This window comes from Cupriavidus sp. LA-1, assembly GCF_055385985.1.
Window position 1 is genome coordinate 2,233,362 of the sequence record NZ_AP031387.1, and the last position, 25,285, is coordinate 2,258,646.

The window sequence follows — 25,285 nt, forward strand, 5'->3', positions numbered from 1 at the left end:
GCTCAAAACGGTGCCCCCTCGCCTTTGCTGTCCGGCCATGCGAGCCGCTTGCCACTGGGCTGCGACACAATCTCCAGCCGCGTATACAGGTTCACCGTGGCGTACAGGGACAGGAACCGGTTCAGCATCTCGCCGAACAGCTCCACGTCGCCGTCGCCCGCAAAGCGGGTGCTGTCCAGCACCACCTCAATCTCCACCCCGCGCAGCAAGCCGCCCTTGACCAGCTTCTGCAGCGGGCGATGCCGCACGTCCGAGATGCCGTCGATGCGCCGCCGGTTCAGCTCCCCCTCGGTCCAGTCATAAAGCGCCAGGCTGCCGCGCAGGACTTCCGCATCGAGCAGCGACAGATAGTTGGGCGCAAGATGCGACAGCACGCGCCAGTGGAAGCGGTCGCTGGTCGGCGGGTATACCGGCAGCGTCGGCGCGGTCAGGTTGCGCACCGTGCCGATATTGGTGAAGCCACCGCGCATGCGCGTGATGCCGGCCTCGCGCAAGCCCTTGCGTGGCAGCATGCCGTTGGTGCCAGTGACCGACAGTGACAGTGTCTCCTGGAGCAATTCCGCTTGCCGCTCCCAGGCATGCCCGCCAAGCACCACCCAGGTGTCGAACCTGCCCGAGGGACCACGGCGCATGCGGGTGTGGAAGTAGCGCTCCGGCATCTCATGGCGCAACATGCCGCCGCGGTGGCGGAAGGCAGCGAACGGCGCGTATTCAAAGCGCTCGCCGCTGGCCACCTCGAAGCCGCGTACGCTGTCGACCGAATAGGCCTCGACGTGGTGCCCATGCTGCTCCATCGCGCGCACCCGATACTCGGTTTCCTGATGCGTCACCGAAACCGGATCCGCCTCCAGCTCGAACAGGTTGATGATGGGCGTGCAATACAGCCGCACGTTCTCGGCCGAGAAACGCATATCGTCCGGGAACGGCCTGGCCAGCACCGTCTCCACGTCGACATGCTCCGCATCGGGTGGGATGGCATCCATGTCCAGCCCGAGCAGATCGACGAACATGAACTTCTCTGGGAACGTGAAGTACTCCAGCAGCAGCTGGTAGCCGCCGAAGGCGTTGTCCGCCTTGGGCCACAGGCGTTCCCCTGACGCAAAGCCCGCGGGCTCAAGGCGCAGGCCCGGCATCGGCTGCGGTGCGCCGGGCCGGTCCGCCGGCGCACCGGGTACCCGCACCTGCATGGCCAGCGGCTCGGCGGTCAGCGCGGCATACAGCGCAAGCGCCACCGGCCGGTCGGCATGCAGATACAGGCGCAGGCGCGGCACCTGCCATTGCTCGCGGCGTCCTTGCTGCCGCAACTCAAGCCGCAGGCGGATCACAGAGCGCCCGTCCTCGCGCGCATAGGCTTGTGCCTCCGTCAGCCGCAGCGGATACAGATCGACCGCTTGCGTGGTCCGGTAGACGCACTCGACGGTATCCCCCCCACCTGCCGGCTGGCTGCCCATGGAGACAGGGTCTGACATCACCTCCAGCCCGGCCGGCAGGGTTTCATGCCGCTGCAGCGCGCCGGGGGTCGGCGACAGTTCCAGGATCGACAGCGACGGGATCATGCGCAGGTAATGGGGCCACAGCATGCTGACCAGCCCCTCGGTCAGCTCCGGCAATTCATCGTCGAGCTTATGGCGCAAGCGGCCCATCAGGAAGGCGAAGCCTTCGAACAAGCGCTCGACATGCGGGTCACGTTCACCGATGCGGTCGATATTGAGCATGCGCGCGCGGTCGGGGAACGCCTGGGCGAACTCCTTGCCGGCCTCGCGCAGGTAACGCATTTCCGCCTCGTAGTAGCGCAGGATCTCGTTGTCTTGAGTGGGATGGTTCATGGGACAGTTGCCTCGCGCGACTCAGGAAAGGGCCACGGCACGTGCCGGGTCGATTGCGGTCAGGTCACCCACCAGGGCCTCCACGCGCTGTGCCAACGCGGCCTTGTCAGCGTCCTTGCGGCTCATGCGTGCCCTGAGCAGCCGCAGCCGTTGCTGCTTGGCCTCGAACACAAGCGAGGGTTCCCAGGCGGCCAGTTCAAAGCGCTGCGCGGACAGGTCCAGCGCAGCCAGCAGGTGCGAGGCGGTATCGGCGCGGCCGGCGTGCTCCGCCACGCGCGCCATCACCAGTTGCCGGATAAAGCGATCGCGTCCGCCATCGGGCACAGGCAAGCCCTGCAACCAGGCGAAGGCGGCATCCAGGCTTTGCTGGGCGGCAAGATCGGCAGCCTGGGCCTCGGTTTCGGCCCAATCGGTGCTGGCGGAAGCCACCGACACCGGCGCCATCATTTCGCCACGCTCCACGTCCCGTACCGTGGCATGGCGCGCGATCCATTCGAGCGTGGTGTCATCGGCAAACGGCGTGCCATCGGCAAAAGCCAGTTGCTCCAGTCCCGGCAGGCGTTCCAGCATCAATGCACATTCGGTCGCCAGCAGATCGCGCACGGGTTCGTACTCACCGCCCGCCTGCTCCTGCCCGATAAACGCGTAGTACTGCAGGTCCAGCCAGAAGTGATTCGCCCCTTCAGCGAAAGCCTGTTCCACCCGATCGAGCAACTCCGGCCACTGCTTTTGCAGCATCAGGCGCTTGAGTTGTGCGCGCAATTCCGCGCGCGGCCCCGGCAAGCGCGTCTTGCCGCTGGTCTCGTGCGGGGGCACCTCGGTGAGCGTGTCCCAGCGCACGCATCGCATCAGGCGGTAGGCGGCCAGGTATCCCTGTGGCTGTTCGCGCAGGAACAGCGCCATCTGCCGGGCACGGTCGAGCAGATCGCGCGTGGAAGCGACCTCGCCGCCGGTGGGCAAGACGGAAGCGAGCGGGTAATGGACAGCCTTCGACAGATCGGCAGCGGCATCCGCGGCTGAGGCGACGGATGAGGATTCGCCAGCGCCCTCTACCCGCTCTTCAAACCGCCGGAAGAGCCCATCGAGCGCCGGCCGCCCGGCCTCCGGCCACTGTGCGGTGCGCTCAAGGATCAACGCCAGCGCCGACAGCGTTCGTTCCAGCGGCCCACCGGCCAGTCCCTGCATGCGGTCGAGCCGGCTGGTGAACGTGGCCCCGGCCAGCCATTCAAGCGCCGCCTTGCGGCTTTCCGTTCGCGCCGGCAATAGCCCGGCGCCAAACCGGTCGATCAGCGCTGACAGCAATTCGAAGCCCTCGCTGATCCCTTCCGCGCCATCGCGCCGCATGCGCGCGTAGACATAGTAGACCGCCAGGCGCACGTCCTTGGCGGCAGACTTCAGCAGCTTTTCGGCCAGCTCGATGATCAGCGTATCGTTGAGGTCCGACAGCTTCGCCACCTCGTCCTTGATGGCGAGGAAGTCATCGTCATAGCCGGGATCGCTGCCGACTACAGCATCCGGCCGGATCGGCTGCAGCCATGGCTCCCAGCGGGCCTGGGTGGAGCGGGCAAGGTCCGCGGGCGCGCGCGTGCCGAAGAGCGCGTTGAGGAGATTGGTAAGCATGGGTTCCTTCTGACTGTCCCTATGTGCGCCCACCGGGCACAACACCAGCTACGGCCTGCATTCGCTCGTCCGTGAAGATGCGCGTCGGCAGCACGAAGCCACGCAGCACCAGCATCTCCAGCGGGCCCTGGCCGACTTCGGTACGTACCTGGTAGCGGATCGGATAGGACATCTGCGCGGGCGCGGGAAGCTTCGCCGCCCGTGCCGTGAGGCTGTCCGCATCACTGTCAGCACTGCTTTCCGCACTCGCCTTCGATTCGGGCGTGTCCGGCACGCCGCGCCAGGTCAGTTGATAGGTCGCACTGTCCAGCGGCTCGACCTGCGCCCGCTCCAGCATCCGGACCAGCCCCCAGCGCCCGCCGAACTCATAGTTCTTGTTGGTGCCCGCCTGCTCAGTCTGCCATTGCAGCCGGGTGCCCGGATCCTGCAGGTTGGCGGCCGGCCATTGCATCGCCTGCCAGGTCTCGCGCTGGTTGTAGTAGTGCAGTTTCTGGCCATCCAGCACCAGCACCGTGTCGGTCAGCCCCGGCGTCGGGATTGGCCGCACCTCGAAGCGATATTGCGGCTCGCCTTGCGCCAGCATGTGCGCGGCAATGCGCTGCAGGGTGTTGATTGCCTTCAGGAAGCCCGGATCGAACGACAGCGCCTGGCCACCCGTGGCCGCGGGCACCCATTGATCGCCCTGCAGTTCCAGCACGCCGGCCAGCTGCATGCCGAGGAACGCGCCGATCAGCCCGCTCTGCGGGCGCAGGAAGCGCGCCAGCTCGGGCAGCGACGCATCATTGGCAGTATCCGCAAACGGATAGCGGCCGGCGAACGACCTGCCCCACGCCACCACGATGCCCTGCCGCCAGGCATCGTTCAGGCTGGCTTGCGCCGGTTGCAGCACCGTCTGCGTCGCCTGGGCGATCGGCCGTACGAACAACGCCTCGCCCATGCCCGCCCATTGGTTCCCCAGGCTGGCGGCGATCAGTTGCGCATAGGCCTGGATATCGGCAAGCTCCGACCCCTTGCTCTGGAACAGCGCCTGCGCCATCAAGCGCGCCTGGGCATCGGCATCGGCGCTGTTGGTGACCTGCTGCAGGCGCAGGCGCAACGCCGTTGCGCGGTCGAGAAAGCGCTGCAGGCTCAGGGCATCGTTGCCGGACTGTCCGGCCTGGCCTTCCCCGACCAGCCGCAGCACCGGGCCAAATGCCGCACCTAGCGGCCCTGCCCCATCCTGCTTGCGGGATTCGGGCCCCGCAGCCTGCCTGCCCAGCAAATCCTGCGCCTTGGCCACCAGCGTATCGGACAGGCTGTCCCTGCGCGCCCCCGCGCCGCCCTGGTACTCGAGCGCCTTCATCAGCGCGATCAGCGGCGACTGGCGCGCATCCGCCATCAGCTTCAACTGCCCGATCGCCGCCGGCAGCGTGCGTGCCGGCTCCCATTGCAGGCTGTTCATGAAATCCTGCCAGTGCTCGGCATAGTCGGCGAAGTACCGCGCGGTCAGCTCGGCTTGCAGCGCCTCGGTGGAACGGGCCCCTGCATGCTGGGTAACGGCGGAGCCTTGCAATACCCAGTCGCTGGCAACCTCCGTACGTTTGGCAGCCTGCTCGATTGCGGGCGCGACGTAGCCTTCGTACGCCTGGCGGCTGAAAACGCCCGGCACGGTCGTCGCCGCGCGCAGCAGGCCACGGGGATCGGTGCCGGCCGTGAGCGACGCCAGGCTCTGGTCCGGGTACTTGCTGTGGCTCTCCCCAAAGGCACTCAGGATGCCCTGGTAAATCGTGTCCCCGGCATTGCGCTGTCCGATGACCGCAAGGAGCGTCTGGCGCGCTCCCGCCACCAGCTCTGACTGCGGTGCGATGGCCCAGCCCGGGTTCGCCTTCAGGTGCCGGGCATAGAAGCCAAGCAGGCGCTCAGCGAGATCCTGTTGCTCACCCGGCGTTATCCGCGCTTCGGTGGACCAGTGCTGCACCAGTTGCGGCGTCAGGAACGCCGCCTCCGCACGCTCGGGCTGGGCCAGCATCAGGTAAGCCTTCAGCCCCTGGTGACCGCTCAGTGCCCATGTGCTGGTCTGCTCGTCGAGCGTGGTGGTCCGCATCTGCGCAAGATCGACCAGCGACGCCTCCAGGTCCTGCTGCACCGGCGTCGCCAGCAGCTGCCGGCTGGCCTGGGCATAGGGCTTCCACAAGGCGTCCAGGACCGCTTCGTCCCGGTTCAGGCCGAAGCGCGTCGCCAGCGGTGCATGGTGCCCGGTGCGGTATTCGTAGCGCTCGATCTGGTGCTGCAGGGCCAGAAGCGCCCGCAGCCGGGCCGCCGCGTCAGGTGCGGCATTGAGGTCAGTCACCGACTGCCGGGCCGCGTGCACATCCCAGCTGTTCAGCAGGCCGGACAAGGCCATGCCGATGGTCCACAGGGCAACCGACGCCAGTCCGATGGCCGAGAGCACGGTCATCGGGTGCCTGCGGGTGCGACGGCCCGGCTCACGGCGGGCGGCGTCCCCAAGATATGACCAGAGAGGCAGATCAGCGCCGGGCTGCGCCTCCGGATCCGTGGCGACACCTGCCGGATATGGCGCGAACACGATACCAGCAACCGGAAATCGCCGGTGCCGGCCGCTCGTCAGTCCCGCGAGCCACTCGGCCATTGGCTTGGCACTGGTATCGAGCCGCTGTGAAAGCATCCCCATATAGCGGTCCGCCTCATTGCGGATCAGTTGCGCCACGCTACGCTGGGCGAGTTCGTCGCGCAGGACCTGCAGTGCCTTGTCGATTGCCGCTGCATCCGCGTCCCGCTGCAGTTCACAGCCAATGACAGTGGTATTGCCATTGGCTACGGTGTCGGCTTTCGAGACATCGAGCACATAGACCGGGGCGGACCAGCGCAGAATCTCGGTAATGCGCGCAAGCGTCACGCCGTAGGCGTGGGTGCCCCGGCGTTGCGCGGGCAAGCTGGTGTCGCCGTTGATGGTTAGGACGACTGCGTCGACCGGGCGGCGGCGGCGCATTTTGTAGAGTTGCTTTAGCCAGGCGGTGTCGGGGTGGCCGTCCTTGCCGGTCCGAGCAAAAAGCAGTACCGCGTCGGGTGAGACTAGCCAGCTTTGGGAGGCTAACGCTGGCAGCAGCCCAGTGATAGCCATGTCATCCCCGCTCAGCAGCAACCATGGCCTGCGTTCACGATAGCGCCACCCCAGTTCCAGCCGCAACTCTCGGCGAAGTTGCTTCAGTGAACCTGATGCAGACCTCGCTGCGCTTTGGTTTTCAGCAATGCTTCCCTGCGTGGTTCCCGCCGTGTCTGTTTGACGAACATGCAGCCATTTTCCAAGCGCGCGTACGGCATCCATCCAGCGGCCAAAGCCGTCAAGCGATGCAATCACCGCCAGCACCAATGCGAAAATTGCCAGTACCGACAACCACCAACTGCGCTCCTCGGGAGTGTTGATGCCTGCGTACTCCCCCCAGAAATACATCGCCAACATTGCAAGCAGTGCAGCAATCAGTATCGAGACAAGGTCTAGCTGCAGTTTCTTCATCGCTTTGTACAAAGTATCAGGCCGACAACTGAGAGGTCCACTCGAACAATACTCATCGATACCTCTCAGACATCCATATACGAGGCATGCTGTGAAGAAATCAGGAGCGGACTAGGCATGCAGCGGCATACACACAAGTCGTCGCTCAATGCCGCTTCACGGCCCTCCGGTCCGGTCATCGACAGGCGTGGACCCACGCAGACGATCCGTCCGACCGTCTTGCAGATCGGGCACCAAACCGGGTCACTCTCATAGGCCTGCTCCTGCCCCTCCACGAGATCATTACCATCCCCACCTATGACAATGCCACCGGCCGTTGTTAAAGCCCCTTTTGTGATGTCGTAGCGTCTCACCAAGATGTGCTCCTTGTTTGTGACCCTTCAAATGAGATAAGTCTCTGCCGATGGCGCCAGCGACTCTAAGAGATTTGAGCCTAGCTCCATCCCGTCTTCCACCCGACGGACAATCGCGGCATCCACGCTATCCAACCGGCCACAGAAGAGAATCTGATTGGGAGCAGTGGCAGACAATGACTGTGCCCCGCAGGCGACAGCAAGCCAGGGCGCGGCGATGCCGGCATGCCCGACGCTCTGATCCAGATCCGTTGGCTTCACACTGAGTTCCAGGTTCAAGGCGGTCGCACGAAGGACGCCAGTCTGCGCTGAAGCAAGTCCGGTCTGCCAGCCGCCGCCAACCTGCGATGCGGCGATCCCGCCCCACTGCAACGCGCGACATATCGCGCCATCCAATTGGTCCGGTGCCCCATGAACTGGGCGATGCAGATTGCCTTCGCACGCCACTTCGTTCCGGGTTGCTTGATCTCCTGGCATGAGCAGAACAGCCACACCGGCTTCCGCAGCCCCGACAGGTGGCGTTTCGCTCAGCAGTGGGTACAGTTGAATCGTGACGAAGAGCCTTGCCTCGCATTCAAGGCCGGCAGCAAGTTGATCAAGCCAGCTGTCAACGGCACCGAGGTTCACGGGATTCGCATCGTCAATCACATGCATTCGCCGAAGCCGGCGTTCCGCCCAACACTTCCGCCAGAGCTCCAGATAGTCCTTGCGAGGCGATCCACCTGACACCCAGACATGTACGCCGAGATCTGTCGGTGATGGCAGCGATGCAAGACTCTCAGCCAGTTCCTCGAGTAGTTCCAAAAATACCCAATGCACTACCTTCATATGGCGCGCCTCGTCGTCTCTCCTTGCCCCGGATTTGAGCTCCAATCCAGGCACGAGCAGCCAGCGCGCCTGGATGGGATCGCTCTCGCTAAAGACCGGATTCTGGGACTCCAGTCTTACCGTGCCGGACTGAATGCTCTGCGTAGCATTCTCAGTCCTGTCAGCAGAAAATCGATAGGCCGTGCAAACTATGGCCAAAGGATGCGCTGCCACCTCAAAGATGCCCGCGTTATAGTCACGGACGGCTTCATTGCGCATCAACACGTCGAGTCTGTGACCCTCATAAATCGCATAGCGTCGAAGTACTGCCAAGCCAGCCACACCCGATGGAAAAAAGATGAGGCTTATCCAGAAGCGCCAGGTATTCGTCGGCAAGTGCTCCGGCCAAAGCAAGAGAACGGCCACCCCGAACCCGATGGCCATCAGAATGAAGGTCACTCCCCAGAATAGCCGCGAGGGTGGATCTTCCGGAATCGCAACTTCTTTGGGTAGAAGCGAAAAATCAACAGCCATGCTTTGCCTTCATCAAATCAGACGAGATAACAACTGTTTCCAATCCGCCCGCTGCACGTACCTTGGCACTTACCGCGAATACCGACGCTCAGACCTGTTAAGCAAATCGTCTCGCCGCTGGTGAGCGGACGGAAAGATCTCCTCACACAAGTAGTGCATAACATCACCCACCGATGGAGCGCGTCGGCAAATGGAAGGAAAAACCGAAGCCGGGAATGCAAGTGAGCCAGCAGCGAATGTCCAAAGGATTCGGCGGCGAGATAGTGCCTTCATACGGCCCCCGGACGCAGACGCAGCGAATCAACCACCGTATCCCATAGTTCCAGCGCCTCTTCGTCGCTGGAAAACGATTCCTTGTTCGTGGAATACGCACTCTCCCCAACTTGCAACGACACATTCAGGTTGGGCTCTGCCAATGAGTCCGCCTTGCCTGGCGCTTCCCACTTGAAACCATAGGTGCGCTTACCATCCTGCGTCCCTGCAATGAGGATTTCATCGGCTTGAATAGGACCGACCGGCCGTTCACGGTTTCGCAATTGACCGACGCCTGCTACTGTACCGAGCAGCGCCGCGAGCACCCCGCCTGCTCGCGCCCGCAGTCCGGGCTCGACGGTGCGCTGCGTGTAAGCTGTTACGGTGAATGACACATCCGGCCTGCCAGCCAGTTTAATAGCCATGCGCCAGCTTTCCAGGTTCATCACCTTGTCTACCAGAATCGTGTCATCGACTACATATCCAATGCCGGATGGTGTCTCCCCGGGAGGAATCTGGCGCCATTCTCGGGACAGTTCTTGACGAACCGAAAGCGCTGCCTGCCGACGACTCTTCGACACCTTTCCCATATATTTCAACGTCCTTTCGCCTGCACGAAAGTAGGTGTCGAATTGATAGAAGATGTCCAGCGATGGCGCCTCCCACGAAACTAGCGTAACCGATCCGTTCTCATGCTGGACTCGTTCGATAAACATACTGCCAAACACCTCATGTTTTGCAGCACGTAGCATCTTCTCTTGCCGGGCGACAAGTTGATCGAGACTCGCCTGCGTCTGCAACTCTGGCATCAAATCGATCTTGGAACTGTTGTATGCATACCCCTCGACCGTTCTCGCATCTTCGGGAAGATCAATCAGATGCCGGCCGATTGGTCGAGTTATCCATCCTTTCTTCATTGTCAGTCCCTCTTATGCCAATCAGCACTTTGTGCAATTTTGATGATTGCAAACATAGTCGCGTAGAGCGACCTGCCGTCCTTATCGCCGTAGCTTCCTTGGTGGTCGTAACCGAAAGCCGAATTATGCTGACCAAGATTCTTCTGCCCATGCGAAAAACTCATCGCAATTCCAGACCTCCCAGGCGCTTCCCCGGAGTAGCTAGGCACAGTCCCAAATGCATGGAAGAACCGAAGCCGGGAATGCAAGTGAGCCAGCAGCGAATGTCCAAAGGACTCGGCGGCGAGATAGTACCTTCATACAGCCCCCGGACGCAGACGCAGCGAATCAACCACCGTATCCCATAGTTCCAGCGCCTCTTCGTCGCTGGAAAACGATTCCTTGTTCGTGGAATACGCACTCTCCCCAACTTGCAACGACACATTCAGGTTGGGCTCTGCCAATGAGTCCGCCTTGCCTGGCGCTTCCCACTTGAAACCATAGGTGCGCTTACCATCCTGCGTCCCTGCAATGAGGATTTCATCGGCTTGAATAGGGCCGACCGGCCGTTCACGGTTTCGCAATTGACCGACGCCTGCTACTGTACCGAGCAGCGTCGCGAGCACCCCGCCTGCTCGCGCCCGCAGTCCGGGCTCGACGGTGCGCTGCGTGTAAGCTGTTACGGTGAATGACACATCCGGCCTGCCAGCCAGTTGAATGGCCATGCGCCAGCTTTCCAGGTTCAAAGTCTTATCCACCAGAATTGCGTCATCAGCCACGTAGCCAATCCCAGCATGGGCTTCGCCATCGGGAATCTGGCGCCATTCTCGGGACAATTCTTCCCGCACAGTCAAAGCAGATTGCTTTCGATCTGGATCAACATCTCCGGAGTACTTCAGCGCCCTCGACCCGGCGAGAAAATAGGTCTCAAAGCGATACAGTATTTCCCCGGTCGGTCTATTCCAAGAGATCAGCGTGACAGCCTGATTTTCGTGGGAGACTCGGTCGATAAACATGCTGCCATGCTTCGCGTGCTTAGTGGCCCGCAGTGCTCGTTCTTCTTGAGCAACCAACTTGCTAAAGAGTTCCGCCGTGAATCTCCCAACCAGCGGTTGGATCTTTACTTTGTTGTATGAATAGCTCTCAATGGTGTTCGCGCCTGCCGGCAAGTCGATCAGATGCCGACCGATTGCACGGGTCCTCCATGGCTTCTTCATTTCGACTCCCTCTTGTGCCATTGCGCACCTTGAGCGATCTTGACGATGGCAAACATCGTGGCGTAGAGCGAACGCTGAGATGCGTCGCTGTAGCTCCCTTGATGGTCGTAGCAGAAGTCCATATTGTGCTGCCCGGAATTACCTTGACCATGCGCGAAACTCATCTCAATACCGGCCCTACCCGGAGCCGCGCCCGAATAGTACGGAACGGTGCCATCCCCCGGACAGTCAGGTGCGCCAATAGTTAGATTGAGCCCCCACGATGTCCTCAATGCACCGTTTCCATCATCACTGACAACACGAACTTCAGCCCGATCCGGCGCGCCAAAGCCTCTTCCCTCCCAAGCCACCTCCCCCCAAGTGAATCGGTGTTCGCTCGCAAACATTCCGGTTCCAAGCAACCCTCCCTTGCCACTCTCAACGTCCCTCTTCCCTTGCGAGCCGTAGTGGGCGTAGGTTGGCTCCTTATATCGCCGTTCGATTGATTCGTGAAACTCCCGTACTTTGGCAATAACGTCATTCATCGACTTCCGCGGCGACCCTTCATCCGGTCTAAAACCGCTATCTGAAGTGCTGACCATATCGCGCTCTGCAGGGTTCATTAAGCGTAGATTTCCATCAGGCACCAAGCCGTACCATGCCGGCGATCGATAGATCTCGCCATAAGGATCGCCCTTCTGAGGCAATGGATGCAGGATATCCTTTCCGGTGGCCCTATCTCGGACCATCAGCCAAGGTTTTCCTCCGTTGTAGTCAGCAGTCGGCAACAGCTCGAGTCCTCCCGGCGCCTGGGCGAGAATGGCGACAACATCTGCAGCATTGCGTCCAAGGAAGATCTGCTCCGCGCTTTCAAAGCCCGCCCGCATTCGCTTGTAAGTAGCCGGCGCCCCGGTAGCCGGTTGCACACCATGGGAAACGCCGAGCACCTTGTCACATTGATGGATCTCCGTCAGGGCCCGGCTCACCAGCCCGCCCATTGAATGCGTAACGACGATCACCTTCTCTGCCAGCGGACGATTCGGCTTGCTGCGTCGAATGCGGCACTCACTGTTTCCCTTTCCATCCGGCGTGTCTAGGGCGACAACGGTCTGACCATCGTTGTAGTAGGGAAGAATCGTGTTCTCGATCAGTTCCCGAATCGCGGCCCCGGAGTCACGATTGCTTTGCAGCCAGTTGTATCCGCCTGCCCACACGTCGAACTGGTAGGTGGCTGCATGGAGTATCTCTTCTCGGGTCAGTGCCTCACCACCCGATGCTCCCCATTCGCTCGGGGCATCCTGCCCGGACTCCGCTGCCCAATTCTTCAAGTTGGCTTCGTTATGTTCGAAGTCATACTCGGCCAGCGAGTTCAGCAAGTGCTGAAGTTGACCCAGGAATGGATGGTAGGAAGAGCGCATCAACGCCCCCCAACCGCGTCCCACCAATACGTTCTTCGGCAGCCCACTCCGACCGGCATCAATCGGCCCGCTTGGATCGACTTCGACGGTATCCGTCGCCAGATCATTGGCTCGATCCTTCGTGTTTTTGAACAGATAGCTGAAGAGTTGGGCGATCAGATCAGCCGCGCCACGCAGGTCCGCGTTGGGTGGACGCCAGACGATGGTCTTTCCCTCCTTCTTCCTCAGATTGGTACCCATGATGCCGGGCAGGAAAACGATCGGGATTACATAGGGCTTGGCAAGAACAATCTTCTCGCGCTGATCCTCAGTTGGTGTCAACGTCGCTGAACAATATTGATCGCCGTCGTCGTCGACGATACTCTGGTAGAGAACGGATTGGGTATCAGCCATGGCACTAACTCGATTTATGGTATCCGGGATTAGCCCAGCAGCCGGATTCTGATTGGCTCGACAAATAGGCTCTTCTGCAGTGGCGTTCGTCCCGCCGCGTCCGTTGCCACTTTCAGATGAGTCCCATCCTCACGGAGAAGCGCCACATTCGCATTGGCTAGCGGCTCCCCGGTGGAAGGATTGCGCACCACATAGGCATCATTGAACATTGCGTGTTTCCACGTGTTCATTGCCTGCGAAAGTGAACTCGGACCCTGGCGACGAAATGATGTGGATTTGAATGATCGATCACCTCGGGTACCATCTTCAATGCCCGTCGATGACATCCGCAGGTAAGAACCGCCGCATTTGAGCAGCAATTCCTCTTTGGCCTCGATGACAACGCGCCCGCGCGCGCTTGTGATTGTCAAGTCCTTATCTGAAAGCAAGCGCATTGCATCGCTCTGCGCTTGAATCTCAACGCTGCCTCGGGCTGCAAACAGCTTGATGCCAAGTTTTTGAGCAAAGCATGACAAGGCGCCGCTTGCAGCCATGGCAATGTTCTTCATGGCATTGACATGGAAACCCGCCGAGGCGGCGACACTGACGTCCTTGCCTGCGGCAATCGCCACGCGGTCCGGCGTGACTGCGGCAATGCCGGCCGGCGCGGACAGCACCATCACCGCCTGCTTCAGCGCGTTTACGCTGTCTTTGAGCCACAAGTTCTCTGACTTCAGGTCGGCAATCTCCGCCTTGGCAAGCTGCGCGGCATGGCCCAGGCCTTCGGCCTGGGCCAGCGCGACCTGCAACTGGTTGAGCGCCGATTGCATGTCGAGTTGTTTGCCCTCGGCCTTTGGCTGGTCGTCGGCAGAGAGGAGCAACCCCTTCCCACCCCGGATCGCCCCCCACCCCGAGGTCCGCAACTCAAATCCATCCCCCCGCTTCTGCTTCTTGTGGTCAACGAGGTAGCCAAGGTTCAACTGCGTCTTCCCGCCATACTCGGTGGAAAACTTCATTCCCTCCTGCCCCTCCCGGTCCTCCATGCGGAACTTGTTGTTGCTCTGCGTCTGGATCAAGTTGCGGGATTGCCAGCGGTCCTGGCTGGTGATGATGTCCATGTGCTGGCTGTTGTGCTGCACATGGGCGATATACGGCTTGTTGGGATTGCCGTCGCGGAAGGCCACGTCCACGTAGGTGCCATCCACCAGCGGGAAGTGGAAGCCGGTCCTCAGCGCACCGGCGAATGGCTTGGCCAGCGCCAGTGGCACACTCTCGCCGCCGTTGGGCCAGCTGTCGAAGTCCAGGTCGAAGCGGACGGTGTAACGTCCGTCCTGGGTCAGGTAGGCGTATTTATACCGGCCCGGCGAGGTGACCCGCGCGCTCAGCGTGCCGTGGATCTTCGGCCAGCTGTCCTCGGCAAGCGGCAGCCGGTAACGGCGGTCCGAGGGAATGGACTTGAAGGTGTTGCGGTACGCGGCATCGCGCGCGCCGCTGTGGATGACTTCCGTGATCACCTGCCCGTTGGGGGCATCTGGCAACGCCTGGTCCATGCGCAGGATGCGCGCCGGGCGTAGTGCCAGCACATTGCTCTCGCCCTCGTAGATGACCTGCCCCGCAAGCGCCGCCTCATGACGCAGTTGCGCTTCCCACCGGGCACCAGCCTGGTCCAGATGGTGCGTGCCATAGACATAGGGCTGGCCGTAGGTGGTCTTGTCCTTGCGGGCCAGGTGGGCCTCGGCCTCGAAGCGCTCATAGGCCTGGTCGGGGTTGTAGTCGGCCACGCGGAAAGACTCGGCGACCGTCCGGGCATGGGTCCGCAGGTCGGACACCGCCTCGATGCCTGACTCCAGGCCAGCCGTCTCCCGGTACGGCACTCGCAGCTCCGGCTGGTAGATGTAATGGTCGATGTCGTCGCCGAACACCACCATCTCGCCGAACTTTCCGGGCATGAAGTAGCTGTAAAGGCCTTCCTGCTCCATCAGCAGCCGGATATAGGCCCAGTCCGACATCTGGTACTGGAAGCGGAACTTGTGCTGCGGATACTTTCGCCGAGTCTTGAAGGCGAACTGGTGGCCGCGCAGGTCATGGCGGCGCAGGATGGCCTCGATGATCTGGGGGGCGGTCTGCTGCTGGTAGGTGCGGCTGGCGTGCGTGAGCTTCAGGCGCGCGACCAGGGGCTCGATGACGATCTCGTAGCCGCAGAAGTCGTGGGTCTGCCGGGTCTTGCTGAAGCGCGTGATACAGCCGGCGAACTGCCGTGCTTCGGTGCCGTCGGTGGGATCGATCCGGAATGTCGCCGCCTTGCCGAGGTAGTCGGCGCGATCCAGTGCAAGCGGATGGGTCAGCTGGATGGTGACCGTGTAGGGATCGCCGAGGCGCTCGACAGCCTCGAAGGCGACGACCGACAGCGCCGCGGCGCTGGCCGTTCCCGGCACGTCGACAAAGTATACCTGCCGCCCCGTGATGTGCCTGAGCAGCGCATTGCCGCAATTCTCGATTCCTCTTTCCAGATTCGCCATCGTTCAGTCCCGTTGTCAGCTTGTACGAGCCTGCCACGGCAGCAAACCATCGCTCGCCACAATGCCCGTTGCGCCGCACGGTAACTCCAAATTGTTAAGGCCGGTATCCATTTTCTTCAAATATTGCACTTTATTGCGTTTCATTAATTCCAAAGTAAATTTCGATTGAAGAATAAGTAATTTCCTATGTTACGGCCCGTATCGTCCATGTTAGAAATTCCGTCCTAGTGGCGCAGCGATCTCGCCATCACCGCGACTTCAAACATCCACAACCGTTGATTTCAGACAAAGAAGAGGAATGAAGAATGGCCGAAAGCTTTCAGAATGAAGTGCCCAAGGCACGGGTCAACATCAAGCTTGACCTGCACACCGGTGGTGCGCAAAAGAAGGTCGAGTTGCCGCTCAAGCTACTGGTGCTGGGCGACTACAGCAACGGCCAGGACAGCCGGGCGGTTGCCGAGCGCGGGAAGATATCGATCGACAAGAACAACTTCAACGCGGTGCTTGCCGACTTCAATCCGAAGGCGAAGATCGCCGTCGAGAACACGCTGACCGGCGATGGCACGGAACTGCCGGTCGATCTCGACTTCCGGTCCATGGATGACTTCAAGCCAGAAGTCGTTGCGGGACGGGTACCGGAACTGCGTGCGCTGATGGCCGCGCGCAATCTGCTGCGGGACCTGAAGTCGAACCTGCTCGACAACGCGATGTTCCGCCGTGAACTCGAGAAGATCCTCATGGATCCGGCCCTGTCCGAGCGCCTGCGCACGGACCTGCAGAAGATCGGCCAGGCCGCCCCGGCCTCCCCGAGTGCCCGGTAAATTCCTTGAGGAGCCAGTGCCATGAACAAGCATGACAGTGCCGTCCGCGGCAACAACGAATCCGACACCATCGTCCTGGATGCGCCCGGCAAGAGCGTCTATGAGTCGCTATGCGAGAAGATCAACCTGACGCCGGTCAAGACCACCCGGCCGGTGGAGTCGTTCCAGAGCGCCGACGCGCTCTCCGAATCGTCACTGGACGAACGCGTAGCGCAGGCGATGAATGTGTTCCTGAAGATGATTCAGGAATCGTCGCAGCAGGTGGATCGCCTGGACAAGAGCCTGCTCGATTTCCATATCGAGCACCTGGACCAGCAGATCAGCCGCCAGCTGGATGCGATCATGCACAACGACACGTTCCAGCAGATCGAGTCGGCGTGGCGCGGCCTCAAGTTCCTGGTCGATCGCACGGATTTCCGCAAGAACGTCCGCATCGAGGTACTGGACGTTTCCAAGGATGCGCTGCGGCAGGACTTCGAGGACACGCCAGAGGTGATCCAGAGCGGCCTGTACCTGCACACCTACATCCAGGAATACGACACGCCGGGCGGCGAGCCGATCGGGTCGATTATTTCGAACTACGAGTTCGATCGCGGCCCACAGGACATTGCCCTGCTGCGCAATATCTCCAAGGTTTCCGCCGCTGCGCACATGCCGTTCATTGGATCTGTCTCGCCGGCCTTCTTCGGCAAGGACTCGATGGAGGAAGTCGCCAGCATTCGCGATATCGGCAACTACTTCGATCGTGCCGAGTACCTGAAGTGGAAAAGCTTCCGCGACTCCGACGACGCGCGCTATATCGGCCTCACCCTGCCGCGCTTCCTGGCGCGCCTGCCTTACGGGCCAGAGACGGTGCCGGTACGCGCTTTCAACTACACGGAAGCCGTCAAGGGCCCGGACCACACGCGCTACCTGTGGGCCAATGCCTCGTTCGCCTTTGCGGCAAACATGGTGCAGAGCTTTATCAAGAACGGCTGGTGCGTGCAGATCCGCGGCCCGCAGGCGGGTGGCCTGGTCGAAGACCTGCCGATCCACCTGTACGACCTGGGCACCGGCAACCAGGCCAAGATCCCGACCGAGGTGCTGATTCCGGAAACGCGCGAATTCGAGTTCGCCAATCTCGGCTTCATTCCGTTGTCGTACTACAAGAACCACGATTTCGCCTGCTTCTTCTCCGCGCATTCGGCGCAGAAGCCCGCGCTCTACGACACCAGGGAAGCCACGGCCAACAGCCGCGTCAACGCGCGCCTGCCCTACATCTTCCTGCTGTCGCGCATCGCGCACTACCTGAAGCTGATCCAGCGCGAGAACATCGGCACCACCAAGGACCGCCGGCTGCTGGAGCTGGAGCTCAACACGTGGATCAAGACGCTGGTGACCGAGATGACGGATCCCGGGGACGAACTGCAGGCATCCCACCCGCTGCGCGAAGCCAAGGTCATTGTCGAGGATATCGAGGACAACCCTGGCTTCTTCCGGGTCAAGCTGTTCATCGTGCCGCATTTCCAGATCGAGGGGATGGACATCAACCTGTCCCTCGTGTCGCAGATGCCGAAGGCGAAGAACTGATCTTCCCGCAAGTCGCTGCCTCGCACCGCCGGATGGTGGCAATCCCGCCACGGTCCGGCACGAACTCCATGCGGAATAGGGTCTTTCCGCGTACCAGCCGATCACGATGAAGATAACAAGACCGCTGTGGGCACAGGGCATTTTCATGACCCCGCAGCATTTCCAGCAGCAGGCGCTGTGGGACCGGCATTCCGATGAAGCGGTGGCGCGGGTAGCCAGTCCCGAGCCATGGGGCGTCGTCCGGGTCGGGCTTGACCCGCAGGCGCTGGCGATTCATCGGCTTATGGTGAATACGCTCGCCTTGCGTCTACCAGACGGCGCGCTGGTCGATTCCGAGGTGGCGGACCTGACCCCCGCTCCCCGCGATCTGGCCGATGTGCCCGCGGCCGTCGACGCCGTAGTCGTGCTGATCGGTCTGCCGCTGGTGGACGCGCAGGGCGGCAACTGTATTGAAGCCGGTGAGCGGCCCGCTCGCCCACGGCGCTTTGTGCGCGAGTACCTGGAAATCACCGACCTGCATGGCGAAGGCAAGGAAGAGATCAGCGTGGAGCGGCAGGCCCTGGCGCTGCTGTTCGACTTCGAGCCGCCCGCTGACTATGTGACCTGTCCCATTGCCCGCCTGGTGCGCACGCCGCAAGGCCGCTTCGAGCGCGATCCGGGCTTTGTGCCGCCCTGCCTCTTCCTGTCGGCAAGCGAGCGTCTGGTCGAGCGCATGAACCGCCTGTCCGAGATCCTGCGTGCCAAGAGCGCCAGCCTGGCCGTGCGCCGGCGCGAGCGCTCGGACCAGATCGCTGACTATGCGGTGGCGGATGTCGCGCTGTTCTGGCTGCTGCATAGCGTAAACAGCAGCTGGCCCGAACTGGCCCGCCTGTGCACGGCACCGCAGCAGCATCCGGAACGGCTCTATGCCGTGCTGGCCCGGCTGGCAGGATCGCTGCTGACGTTCTCCACCACCGAGACACTGCAATCCATCCCTGCCTACGATCATCTTGCCCCGGAACCTGTGTTCGCGGAACTGGAGTCGTTGATTCGCTCGCTGCTGGATACCGTGATTCCGTCTCGGGTGGTGCCGGTTGCGCTGGAGCGCATCCGGCCAACCGTCTGGGCCGGCAAGATCCTCGATGAGCGTCTGGTCGAGGGGGCCGAATATTACTTGTCGGTCCGGGCCGCGCTGCCGGCCCACAAGCTGCTTGAACAGTTGCCCCGCCTGTGCAAGGCTGGCGCGCCGGATGAGGTGGAGCAGATCGTCAACTCCGCGCTGCCGGGCATCCCCTTGCGCACCATGTCGCGCCTGCCCGCGGCCATACCGGTACGCATTGAAAACCAGTATTTCGCGCTCGATAGCGCTCACCCCGCCTTCCAGCGGATGCTGGAGGCGCGGGCCTGCCAGTTCTATGTCCCGGCCTCCTTGCCGGACGTGGCGCTGGAGCTGTTTGCGGTACTGCCGGCATGAATCGCTCCATGATGATCCCCCTCGCCCTGCGCGACACAGCCCTGACCATCGCCGGACTTGCGGATACGGCACAAGCCCCGGACTTTGCGGCGTTCCGGACCCAATGCCTGGACCAGGTGAAGCGCTTGCAGGAAGAAGTCCGCGCCAGCGGCCAGCCCGCGGATGTGGTTGAAGATGCCGCCTACGCCCAATGCGCGTTGCTGGACGAGGTGGCACTGAACCGGCTGCAGGGCGACGGCCGTGACGCGTGGGAATGTCAGCCGCTGCAGGTCGACCAGTTCGCAAGCCATGACGCCGGGGAAGCCCTGATCGCCCGCATCGAGCGCAGGCTGGCTGAGCCCCAGCCGGTGCTGCCGCTGCTCGCGGTGTTCCAGGCGATCCTCGGACTGGGCTTCCAGGGTCGGTATGCGCTGGATGGTGCCAAGGCCCGCAGTGCGTTGATGCGCGCCATCGATGAACGCCTGCACCGTGCCGGCGTGCACCCTGCAGACGGCCCTGTGCTGGTCACGGCCATCAAGCCGCATCGACGCCTTGCGCACCTGTCGGCGCTCGGCTGGCTTGCGATCTCCGTGGTGGGGGCCGGCCTGGTCTACCTTGCACTGGACCGGTGGCTGGCGTTGGCCATCGGCCGGATTCCCGGCTGAGAGGGCTGCCGTGTCCGGCTACCCCTACCGCCTGCTCACTGCCTGGGTTGCGGCACTCGCACTTGCGTGGCTGGCATTCAGCTCACCCTGGAACGTGGGCTTGAACCTGCTGCTCGGCACGTTTGCGCTTGCGCTCGCGCTGCTGGCAATCGTGATCGTGACCCGGCACCGGCTCGCACAGCAGCGAGCCTCACAGCCCGTGCTGCAAGCGCTCAACGCTACGCTGGACACGCTGCCCGGCGACATCCGGCGCAATACGCCGCTGATACTGGTCGTCGGCGATGCCCACGGGGCACCGGCGCGGGCATTCGGCGCAACGCTTGTCACCATCACGGACGCGGCAATCTGGGTGCGCGTCGACGAGCCGACACGGCTTGCACACGTGGCGGCCGCGCTCCGGGGCTGGCGCGCGGGCCAGGGCCCGGATGCCGTCGCGTACCTGGCTGCCGCCCATCTGGCGCGGGACGCCGCAGTGCTGGACGCCGGCCTCAGGCGCTGGCGCTCGGCGATCGGCGAATCGAGCCGCGCGCTGGGCTACGCGATTCCCGTCTGCGTGGCAGTGTATATGGCGGATTCCACAGGCATGCCCGATACCTGTCCCTGGTTCGGCATTTCCGGAACGGCGCCGCTGCAGGCAGCTGGCTTGCCAACGCAGATTGCCTGGCGCCTGCAGCAATACGGCCAGGCCGCCATGCCATCCGAGCGCGAATCCCGGATGCTCCGTGCTGCCCGCCTGGACGCACTGGCACGCTGGGCCGCGGACGCACTGCTGCCTGCGCTGGGCGAGAGCCAGCGCGACGGCTACCGGCACGGACGGCCCGCGCGGGTCACGGCGTTCGGCGTGACCGCCACCGCAGGCGTGCCGGCCGCGGATTCGCTCTATGCCAGCTATGTCGCCAAGATCACCGCCCTGGCGCACGCATCGTCCACAGGCCGGCCTGATGCGCAAGGTATCCGCTACCCATTGCCCGCTGCGTTGATCCAGGGCATTGCGCCGCAACCGGTGCGTCGTGCCCTGCCGCTGGCGCTGGCGCATGCCTTTGCCTGGCTGGCCCTGGCCTTCTGCGCCGCCGCGGCCGCCTCGGCCTGGCAGAACCGCGCGCTGGTGGCCCGCGTGATGCAGGACATGGCCCGCTATCGCGCCATCGGTCCAGAGCATGATGCGGCGCGCCTCGACGCGCTGCAGGCAATCAAGCGCGATCGCGACCTGCTGGACGGGTATGCCCGCACTGGCGTGCCGCTACGGCTTGGACTGGGCTTCTATCGCGGCACGGCCTTTCTCACGCCGCTCAATGCGCTGATCGCGGGGTATCAGCCGCCGGCGCCGCCGCCAGCCACGATCGAACTGGACAGCCTGTCGCTGTTCCGCAGCGGCAGCGCGACCCTGGCCCCAGGTTCGAACCGCGTCATGTTCGGCGCCCTCGATATGATCAAGGCCCATCCGGAAAAACGTGTCCTGGTGGCCGGGCATACCGACGCCACCGGCACGCCGGCCGCCAACCTCAGGCTGTCGGAAGCGCGCGCCGCATCGGTACGCGACTGGCTGGCCGATGCCGCCGGGCTGCCGCCGACGCATTTTGCGATTCAGGGCTATGGCGACACCCGCCCCAAGGCGGCCAACGACACCGACGCGGGACGCGCAGCGAACCGGCGCGTCGAGATCACGCTCGTCCCCGATTGCCGCGATACCAGCCGAGGCGATCGGACACCCCCGGGCCGATCGGCCTGTTCATTCCAGTAAAAGGAGTAAGAAGCAATGGCAATTCCCGCATACATGTGGATCAAGGACGATGGCGGTGCCGATATCAAGGGTTCCGTGACCGTCTCCGGCCGTGAGGGCAGCGTTGAGGTGGTGGCGTTCGACCATGCCGTCAATATTCCCACCGACTCCAACACTGGCAAGCTGACCGGCACGCGCGTGCACAAGCCGATCCTGTTCACCAAGGAGACCGACGCCTCCACGCCCTACCTGTACAAGGCTGTCACCAGCGGCCAGACGCTCAAGTCGGTCGAGATCAAGTGGTACAAGATCGACGACGCCGGCAAGGAGAAGGAGTACTTCAACACCAGGCTCGACAACGTGAAGGTGGTCGGCGTCACGCCCAGGATGCTGGACATCAAGAACCCGGCCTTCGAGAAGCACAACCATCTGGAAGATATCGAGTTGCGCTACGAGAAGATCACCTGGTCGTACAAGGACGGCAACATCATCCACGCCGACAGCTGGAACGAACGCTCCTGATGTCAGCGGCCGGCGCTGATGCCGGCTAGTCCTTGCGCGTGGCCGGTATCCGGACCACGCGCCCGCATGATTCTCCCGCATTCCCCTCCTCCGCCATACCATGACCGCCCGCGACCTGTCTCCGTTCCTTCGTCGTCTGAACGACCATTGCGCCCGTGCCCTCGCGCAAGCCGCCAGTCTTTGCGAAGCACGCGCGAACCGGGACATAGAGATCGAGCATTGGCTGATCAAGCTGCTGGAACTGGGCGATGGAGACCTGCTGGCAATCCTGCGCCGCTATGCACTCGACGTGGACGGCATCTGGAACGGCCTGCTGGGCGCGATCGATCGCCTGCCGCACGACCTGCGGGGCAAGCCGGGCCTGTCGCAGCGCGTCGGCCAGTGGCTGGAGGCCGCATGGCTGCGCGCGTCGCTTGAAGCCGCGGCGCCTGGGGCGGATCAGTCAATCCGCTCGGCACATCTGCTGGCCGCACTGGCCGACGCGCCTCACCTGTTGCGTGCGCCCGATGCCTGGCCACTGCTGAGCGTGTCCGCAGCGCAGATCGAGCGCCTGATGCATGAACTCGACAAGATTTCGGTCGAGGCAGTTGCGCCCGTCACACCGGGTGCCGGCGCTGCCACCAGGCCGGATGACATGCCAGTTCCGGCTCCCCCTCGCACGCCGGCCATGCCGGGGCAGGCGGACACATCGGCCCTGGCCCGCTTCACCACCGATATCACGCAGAAGGCGCGTGACGGCAAGATCGATCCGGTGTTCGGCCGCGACGTGGAAATCCGCCAGATGGTGGACATCCTGGCCCGGCGCCGCAAGAACAATCCGATCCTGGTCGGCGAGCCTGGGGTGGGCAAGACTGCACTGGTGGAAGGCCTTGCACTCAGGATTGCCGAGGGCGAGGTGCCGGCCGTCATCCGCGACGTCAGCGTGCTCACGCTGGACCTGGGCCTGCTGCAGGCCGGTGCCGGCGTCAAAGGCGAATTCGAACAGCGACTGAAGAACGTGATCGAGGCCGTGCAGCAGTCCCCGACGCCGATCCTGCTCTTCATCGACGAAGCCCATACCCTGATCGGCGCAGGCAACACCGCGGGCGGCGCCGATGCGGCCAACCTGCTCAAGCCCGCCCTTGCACGGGGCGAACTGCGCACCATCGCGGCAACCACCTGGTCGGAATACAAGCGGTACTTCGAGCGCGACGCCGCGCTGGAGCGCCGCTTCCAGATGGTCAAGGTCGACGAGCCCGACGATGACAGCGCCTGCCTGATGCTGCGCGGGCTGAAGCGCCGCTATGCGCAGCACCATGGCGTGCATATCACCGATGCCGCTGTCGCCGCCGCGGTGCGCCTGTCGCGCCGCTACCTGACCGGGCGCCAGTTGCCGGACAAGGCCGTCGACCTGCTCGACACCGCCGCCGCGCGCGTGCGCATGAGCCAGCAGGCTACCCCGCTCGCCATCTCCGCCCGCGAGGCCGAGCTTGCGGCACTGGAGGTCGAACGCACCGCGCTGCTGGACGACCAGGGCGCAACGGGCGCGGAGGTCAACCAGCGCCTGGCCGCCATCGATGTCCGGCTGGCCGCGCTGGCCATCGAACTGGAACAGTCGAGGCATGCGTTTGCGGAGCAGAAGGATGCGGCCGAAACGCTGCACGCATTGCGTGCCCAATGGCAGGCTGCATCGGATGCCTCGGCGCGCGGGGACCTGACGGCGTCGATCCAGGCTGCCCATCAAGCCCTGGCAAAGCACGGCCAGGCCGCGCTGCTCCACGCCGAGGTCGATGAGTCCGCCATCGCGCAGGTCATCGCCGACTGGACGGGCGTGCCGGTCGACAGCCTGCTGTCGAGCGAGCTGGCGACGCTGCTGGAGCTGGAAGCCAGGCTGGCCCAAGTCGTGGTCGGCCAGGACGACGCCCTGGCAGCGCTCGGCAAAAGCCTGCGGGCCGCCAGGGCGGGACTCAAATCCGAAGACGCGCCGCTGGGCGTGTTCCTGCTGGTGGGGCCGTCGGGGGTCGGCAAGACCGAGACCGCGCGGGCGCTGGCTGACCTGATGTTCGTCGGTGAGCGCTCGCTGATCACCATCAACCTGTCCGAATACCAGGAAGCCCATACCGTTTCGCAGCTCAAGGGCTCGCCGCCGGGCTATGTCGGCTACGGCGAAGGCGGCGTGCTGACCGAGGCGGTGCGCCAGCGCCCTTACAGCATCGTGCTGCTCGACGAAGTCGAGAAGGCCCACCGGGATGTGCTCAACCTGTTCTACCAGGTCTTTGACCGCGGCTTTATGCGCGATGGCGAAGGCCGCGTGATCGACTTCCGTAATACCGTGATCCTGATGACCTCCAATCTCGGCAGCGAGGCATTGGTGACGGCGATCGACGCAGCGGAGCAAGCAGGCACAGCGCTCGCTGCCGGCGCGCTGATGGAAACGATTCGCCCCCAGTTGATCGATCACTTTCAGCCGGCGCTGCTGGCGCGCTTCCAGACTGTGGTGTATCGCCCGCTGTCGGCCCAGGCCATGGCCGCGATCGTCCGCATGAAGCTGGGCAAGGTGGCCGGCCGGATCGCGCGGCGCTTCGGCGTGCCGCTGCATTGCGACGAGGCCCTGGTGGCAGAGCTGGTGCGGGCCTGCCTGCTGCCGGACTCCGGCGCTCGCAATATCGACAGCCTGCTCGACCAGCAGATCCTGCCGGTCCTGTCGCGTGAGCTGCTGGTACGCATGGGCGGGAGTCGGGTGCCGACTTCGATGCTGCTGTCGTTTTCCGAGACGGACGGCATCGGCCTGGCATTCGACGAATCGGCCGAGGCCGCGGAGGCCGCGTGATGGGCGGCGGACCCGGCCTGTTCGAAGCCGTCACCGGGTACTTTGCCAACGGGATCGCGGTCGACGAATTCGACCCGGTGACCCAGACCTTCCTGTCGGTGCAGGACAACATCCAGCGCATCCTCAACAGCCGGCGCGGCTGCCTGGCGCACCTGCCTGACTATGGCCTGGGCGACCTGTCGAAGATCTACCGCCACCTGCCCGCCTCCGCGCATACGCTCAGGCGCGAAATCGAGACCACGCTGCTGCGCTACGAGCCGCGGCTGCGGGCCATCGACCTGACCATCGAAGAGACCGAGCCCGGCATGCTGCTCAGCTTCACCATGAGCTGCCAGCTGCATCGGGCCGGGCTGGTGCGGTTCGGCACCCACTTCACACCCGATGGCCGGACCCGGCTGAAATTATTGCAGGCGGAACGCGATCGGGGCTGACCGCCGGGG

At 63.2% G+C, this 25,285-nt stretch carries 17 protein-coding genes; 8 read left to right on the top strand and 9 right to left on the bottom strand.

The window, feature by feature from the left end; translation table 11 throughout:
• Positions 1-2: 2 nt before the first annotated feature.
• From tssF to ACZ5MJ_RS10540, 9 genes are all read right to left on the bottom strand, one after another.
• The gene (gene tssF, locus ACZ5MJ_RS10500) at positions 3-1,826 is read right to left on the bottom strand and encodes a type VI secretion system baseplate subunit TssF (RefSeq protein WP_464219187.1); all 1,824 of its coding nucleotides are present in this window, start codon (positions 1,824-1,826) and stop codon (positions 3-5) included.
• A gap of 21 nt (positions 1,827-1,847) precedes the next feature.
• Positions 1,848-3,446 carry a type VI secretion system protein TssA gene (tssA, locus tag ACZ5MJ_RS10505; RefSeq protein WP_464219189.1) on the bottom strand — a complete coding sequence of 533 codons (1,599 nt, stop codon included), beginning with the start codon at positions 3,444-3,446 and terminating at the stop codon, positions 1,848-1,850.
• 19 nt (positions 3,447-3,465) lie between these two features.
• Positions 3,466-6,435, bottom strand: coding sequence for an ImcF-related family protein (locus ACZ5MJ_RS10510; RefSeq protein WP_464219191.1), 2,970 nt, complete (start codon positions 6,433-6,435; stop codon positions 3,466-3,468).
• Between the two features lie 590 nt (positions 6,436-7,025).
• A complete protein-coding gene (locus tag ACZ5MJ_RS10515) occupies positions 7,026-7,313 on the bottom strand; it encodes a PAAR domain-containing protein (RefSeq protein ID WP_464219192.1) in 288 nt (95 codons plus the stop codon).
• Positions 7,314-7,340: 27 nt separating this feature from the next.
• A complete protein-coding gene (locus ACZ5MJ_RS10520) occupies positions 7,341-8,654 on the bottom strand; it encodes a hypothetical protein (protein WP_464219193.1) in 1,314 nt (437 codons plus the stop codon).
• A 269-nt stretch (positions 8,655-8,923) separates the two neighbouring features.
• The gene (locus ACZ5MJ_RS10525; RefSeq protein ID WP_464219194.1) at positions 8,924-9,823 is read right to left on the bottom strand and encodes a T6SS immunity protein Tli4 family protein; all 900 of its coding nucleotides are present in this window, start codon (positions 9,821-9,823) and stop codon (positions 8,924-8,926) included.
• Between the two features lie 296 nt (positions 9,824-10,119).
• Positions 10,120-11,019 carry a T6SS immunity protein Tli4 family protein gene (locus tag ACZ5MJ_RS10530; RefSeq protein ID WP_464219196.1) on the bottom strand — a complete coding sequence of 300 codons (900 nt, stop codon included), beginning with the start codon at positions 11,017-11,019 and terminating at the stop codon, positions 10,120-10,122.
• Positions 11,016-12,809: an alpha/beta hydrolase family protein gene (locus ACZ5MJ_RS10535; protein ID WP_464219197.1), complete on the bottom strand. Its 1,794-nt coding sequence runs from the start codon at positions 12,807-12,809 to the stop codon at positions 11,016-11,018. The genes ACZ5MJ_RS10530 and ACZ5MJ_RS10535 overlap by 4 nt, the downstream gene beginning before the upstream one ends.
• A gap of 29 nt (positions 12,810-12,838) precedes the next feature.
• Positions 12,839-15,307: a type VI secretion system Vgr family protein gene (locus tag ACZ5MJ_RS10540; protein ID WP_464219199.1), complete on the bottom strand. Its 2,469-nt coding sequence runs from the start codon at positions 15,305-15,307 to the stop codon at positions 12,839-12,841.
• A gap of 305 nt (positions 15,308-15,612) precedes the next feature.
• Between ACZ5MJ_RS10540 and tssB the strand changes: the two genes are divergently transcribed.
• The 8 genes from tssB to tssE all read left to right on the top strand — a co-directional run bounded on the left by tssB (position 15,613) and on the right by tssE (position 25,276).
• On the top strand, positions 15,613-16,128 hold the full coding sequence (tssB, locus tag ACZ5MJ_RS10545; protein ID WP_464219200.1) for a type VI secretion system contractile sheath small subunit: 516 nt from the start codon (positions 15,613-15,615) through the stop codon (positions 16,126-16,128).
• A 21-nt stretch (positions 16,129-16,149) separates the two neighbouring features.
• Positions 16,150-17,697, top strand: a complete 1,548-nt coding sequence (gene tssC, locus ACZ5MJ_RS10550) for a type VI secretion system contractile sheath large subunit (protein WP_464219202.1) — start codon at positions 16,150-16,152, stop codon at positions 17,695-17,697.
• 106 nt (positions 17,698-17,803) lie between these two features.
• Positions 17,804-19,150 (top strand): type VI secretion system baseplate subunit TssK, encoded by a 1,347-nt coding sequence (gene tssK / locus ACZ5MJ_RS10555; RefSeq protein WP_464219203.1) that lies wholly within the window; start codon positions 17,804-17,806, stop codon positions 19,148-19,150.
• An 8-nt stretch (positions 19,151-19,158) separates the two neighbouring features.
• The gene (locus tag ACZ5MJ_RS10560) at positions 19,159-19,794 is read left to right on the top strand and encodes a DotU family type IV/VI secretion system protein (RefSeq protein ID WP_464219204.1); all 636 of its coding nucleotides are present in this window, start codon (positions 19,159-19,161) and stop codon (positions 19,792-19,794) included.
• A 10-nt stretch (positions 19,795-19,804) separates the two neighbouring features.
• Complete coding sequence (locus ACZ5MJ_RS10565) at positions 19,805-21,535, top strand: OmpA family protein (RefSeq protein ID WP_464219205.1); 1,731 nt, start codon at positions 19,805-19,807, stop codon at positions 21,533-21,535.
• Positions 21,536-21,550: 15 nt separating this feature from the next.
• Complete coding sequence (locus ACZ5MJ_RS10570) at positions 21,551-22,036, top strand: Hcp family type VI secretion system effector (protein ID WP_432260030.1); 486 nt, start codon at positions 21,551-21,553, stop codon at positions 22,034-22,036.
• A 100-nt stretch (positions 22,037-22,136) separates the two neighbouring features.
• Complete coding sequence (gene tssH / locus ACZ5MJ_RS10575; protein WP_464219207.1) at positions 22,137-24,845, top strand: type VI secretion system ATPase TssH; 2,709 nt, start codon at positions 22,137-22,139, stop codon at positions 24,843-24,845.
• Positions 24,845-25,276 carry a type VI secretion system baseplate subunit TssE gene (gene tssE, locus ACZ5MJ_RS10580; RefSeq protein ID WP_464219208.1) on the top strand — a complete coding sequence of 144 codons (432 nt, stop codon included), beginning with the start codon at positions 24,845-24,847 and terminating at the stop codon, positions 25,274-25,276. The genes tssH and tssE overlap by 1 nt, the downstream gene beginning before the upstream one ends.
• Positions 25,277-25,285 lie beyond the last annotated feature (9 nt).